Source organism: Streptomyces sp. NRRL S-87, from assembly GCF_000719335.1.
Classification (GTDB): Bacteria; Actinomycetota; Actinomycetes; order Streptomycetales; family Streptomycetaceae; genus Streptomyces.
In genome coordinates this window covers 1-3,888 of the sequence record NZ_JOGB01000125.1, presented here as the reverse complement: position 1 = coordinate 3,888, position 3,888 = coordinate 1, and the positions used below count along the sequence as shown (strand labels likewise).

Below are 3,888 nucleotides of genomic sequence, written 5' to 3'. Positions count from 1 at the left end.
GTGAGGACGTACGTCGAACTCGGTCCGGACGGCGTCCTCTCCGCCCTCGCCCAGGAGTGCGTCACCGACGAGGACGCCGTCTTCGTCCCCGCCCTGCGCGCCGGACGGCCCGAGCCCGAGACCGCGCTCGAGGCCCTCGCCCGCGCCCACGCCCACGGAGCCCGCGTCGACTGGGCGGCGTTCTTCGCCGGCACCGGCGCCCGCCGCGTCGACGACCTGCCCACGTACGCCTTCCAGCACGAGCGCTACTGGCTCGAACCCGGGGCCGCCGCCGGCGACGTGACCGTCGCCGGCCTCGACCCCGCCGCGCACCCGCTGCTCGGGGCGGCCGTCGCCCTCGCCGGTACCGACCGCGTGCTCTGCACCGGCCGGCTCTCCCTGCGCACCCAGCCCTGGCTCGCCGACCACACCGTCGCCGGAACGGTGGTGCTCCCGGCCGCCGCCTTCGTCGAACTCGCCGTGTTCGCCGGCGACCGGGCCGGCTGCGGCCGACTCGTCGAGCTGGCGCTCGACACCCCGTTCACGCTGCCCGCGGACGGCACCGGCGTACGGGTCCAGGTCCTCGTCGACGACGCGGACGCGCAGGGCCGCCGCACCTTCACCGTCTCCGGACGGCCCGAGCACGACGACCGCGACGCGACCGGCGGCGCGGCCGCGGGCACCGGCACCGGCGCCGGCTCCGGCGCCGCCACCGGCTCCGGCGAGGACGACGGATGGACCTGCCACGCCCGGGGCGTCCTCGCCCCCGGCGCGCCGGACGCCACGCCCTCCGCCCCGGCCGGCCCCGCCGCGTGGCCGCCCGCAGGAGCCGAACCCCTCGACCTCGACCACCTGTACGCGGCCGACACCGCCGCCCCCCTGCGGCGCGGCCCCCTGTTCCGGGCCGTCGAGGCCGCCTGGCAGCTGGACGGCGAGTACTTCGCCCAGGTGCGCCTGCCCGAAGGCGCCCCGGAGGCCTCCGCGTTCGGTCTGCACCCCGTCCTGCTGGACGCCGCCGCGCACGCCGCGGCCGCGCTGGCGGGCGGGCACGCGGAGTCCGACGGCGGCCGCGGGGACACGGGCGCCGGGCCGGCCGGCGTCTGGTCGGACGTGACCCTGCACGCCGTCGGCGCAGGCGCCCTGCGCGTCCGCATCCGCCCGACCGCCGACGGCCCGTCCGACCCCGCCTTCGCCCTCGACCTGGCCGACGACCACGGCGACCCCGTGGCCACCGTCGGCCGCCTGACCCCGCGCCCGTACCCGGCCGCCGAGGACACCGGCACCCTGCGGCCGCCGGTACCGGCCGTGGTCCGCGAGGCGCTGTTCCGGCTCGACCGGACCCCGATACCGCAGCCCCTTCCCGACACCGCCGAGGAGCCGGCCGGCGGCTGGGCCGTCCTCGGCCCGGACGGAAGCACCCCCGGCGGGTTCGGCCAGGCCGCCCACCACGCCGACCTCGCGTCCCTGGCCGCGGCGGCCGACACCGGCACCCCCGTACCGGCCCACGTCCTGGCCCCCTTCACCGCGCCGCCCGCCGCCACCGGCCCGGACGCCCTGCGCGAGGCCGCCCACCGCGCCCTCGCACTCGTGCAGGCCTGGCTCGCGGACGACCGGTTCGCGGCCTCCCGCCTCGTCGTCCTCACCAGCGGCACCGCCGCCGGCCCCGACGGCGGTGGGGACCTGCAGCACGCCGCCGTTCGCGGACTGCTGCGCTCCGCCGAGACCGAGCACCCGGGCCGCTTCGTCCTCGCCGACGTCCCCGACCTCGCCGACCCGACCGCCGCGCCCCGACTCGCCGCGGCCCTCACCACCGGCGAACCGGAGCTGCTGCTGCGCGACGGGGCCGTCCACGTCCCACGCCTGCGCCGCACCCACCCCGCCACCGCCCCGGGCGACACCGCCGCCGGCATCGACCCGGACGGCACCGCCCTGATCACCGGCGGCTCCGGCACCCTCGCCGGGATCGTCGCCCGCCACCTCGTCACCGCCCACGGCGTGCGCAACCTGCTGCTCCTCAGCCGGCGCGGCGCCGGGGCGCCCGGCGCCGCCGAACGCACCGCGGAACTCACCGCCCTGGGAGCCGAGGTCACCTGGGCCGCCTGCGACGCCGCCGACCGCGACGCCCTGGCCGCCGTACTCGACGCGATCCCCGCCGCACACCCCCTCACGACCGTCGTCCACACGGCGGGCGTCCTCGACGACGGCATGATCGACTCCCTCACTCCCGAGCGCCTGGACGCCGTCCTGCGGCCCAAGGCCGTCGCGGCCCTCCACCTGCACGAACTGACCCGCGACCTGCCGGTCACGGCGTTCGTGCTCTACTCCGCCGCCGCCGGCACGCTCGGCAGCGCCGGCCAGGCCAACTACGCCTGCGCCAACGTCGTCCTCGACGCCCTCGCCGAGCACCGACACCAGCAGGGGCTGCCCGCCACGGCGCTCGCCTGGGGCCTGTGGGCCGAGGCCAGCGGCATGACCGGCGGACTCGACGAGGCGCACCTGCGTCGCATGGCGCAGCAGGGCATGGGAGCCCTCACCGCCCCCGACGCCATGCTCCTGCTCGACGCCGCACTGGCCTCCGGCCGGGCCACGCTCCTCCCGGCCCGCCTGGACCCCGCCGCCCTGCGCGCCGCCGCCGCCCCCGGCCCGGTCGCCCCGGTCCTGCGCGAGCTCGCCGGCCCGGCAGGACGCCGTACCGCGCGGACCCGCGCCGACGGCGGCACCCCGCTCGCCGAACGCCTCGCCGGCCTCACCCGCCCCGCCCAGGACCGCGCCCTGCTCGACCTCGTACGGGCCCAGGTCGCCGCCGTACTCGGGTACGCCTCGGCCGACGGCGTCGAGCCCGCCAAGGCGTTCAAGGACCTCGGCTTCGACTCGCTGACCGCCGTCGAGCTGCGCAACCGGCTCGGCGCCGCCACCGGCCTGCGCCTGGCCAGCACGCTCGTGTTCGACCACCCGACGCCCGCGGCCCTCGCCCGCCACGTGCGCGCCGCACTCCTCGGCGAGGACGCCGCCGCCGACCGGCACGCCGGCGCGGCCCCGGCCCTTCCCGCGACGGCCGCCGCCGACGACCCGATCGTGATCGTCGCCATGGGCTGCCGCTACCCCGGCGGCGTCCGCACCCCCGACGAGCTGTGGAGGCTCGTCGAGACCGGCGGCGACGCCATCGCCGGACTCCCCGGCGACCGCGGCTGGGACGGCGCCGAACTGCGCGCCGCCGAGGCCGGCCACGGCCGGGCCTTCCAGGGCGGGTTCCTCCACGACGCCGACTCCTTCGACGCCGACTTCTTCGGCATCTCGCCGCGCGAGGCCCTCGCCATGGACCCCCAGCAGCGGCTGCTGCTGGAGGCCTCCTGGGAGACGATCGAGCGTGCCGGCATCGACCCCTCCTCGCTGCGCGGCAGCCGGGCCGGCGTGTTCGTCGGCGCCTCCTACACCGGCTACGACGCCCAGCTGGAGCGGTCCGCCGACGCGGACGGTGTCCTGGGCCACGTGATGACCGGCAACGCGGGCAGCGTCATGTCCGGCCGCGTCGCCTACGCCCTGGGTCTGGAGGGCCCGGCCGTCACCGTCGACACCGCCTGTTCGTCCTCGCTGGTCGCCCTGCACTGGGCCATCCAGGCGCTGCGGGCCGGTGAGTGCACCCTGGCGCTGGCGGGCGGTGTGACGGTCATGTCGACGCCCGGCACGTTCAGTGAGTTCAGCCACCAGGGCGGCCTCGCCCCCGACGGCCGCTGCAAGGCGTTCGCGGCGGGTGCGGACGGTACGGGCTGGGGTGAGGGTGTCGGCATGCTGCTGGTGGAGCGGCTGTCGGACGCCCGGCGCAACGGTCATCCGGTGCTGGCGGTGGTGCGTGGTTCGGCGGTGAACCAGGACGGTGCGAGCAACGGTCTGACGGCTCCGAACGGTCCG

1 protein-coding gene is annotated in these 3,888 nt (G+C 78.2%); it reads left to right on the top strand.

Annotated features, from left to right (window positions below; all coding sequences use genetic code 11):
- Nucleotides 1–3,888: type I polyketide synthase (locus IF43_RS0135200; protein WP_030210891.1), on the top strand; the 3,888-nt coding region annotated here is incomplete at both ends.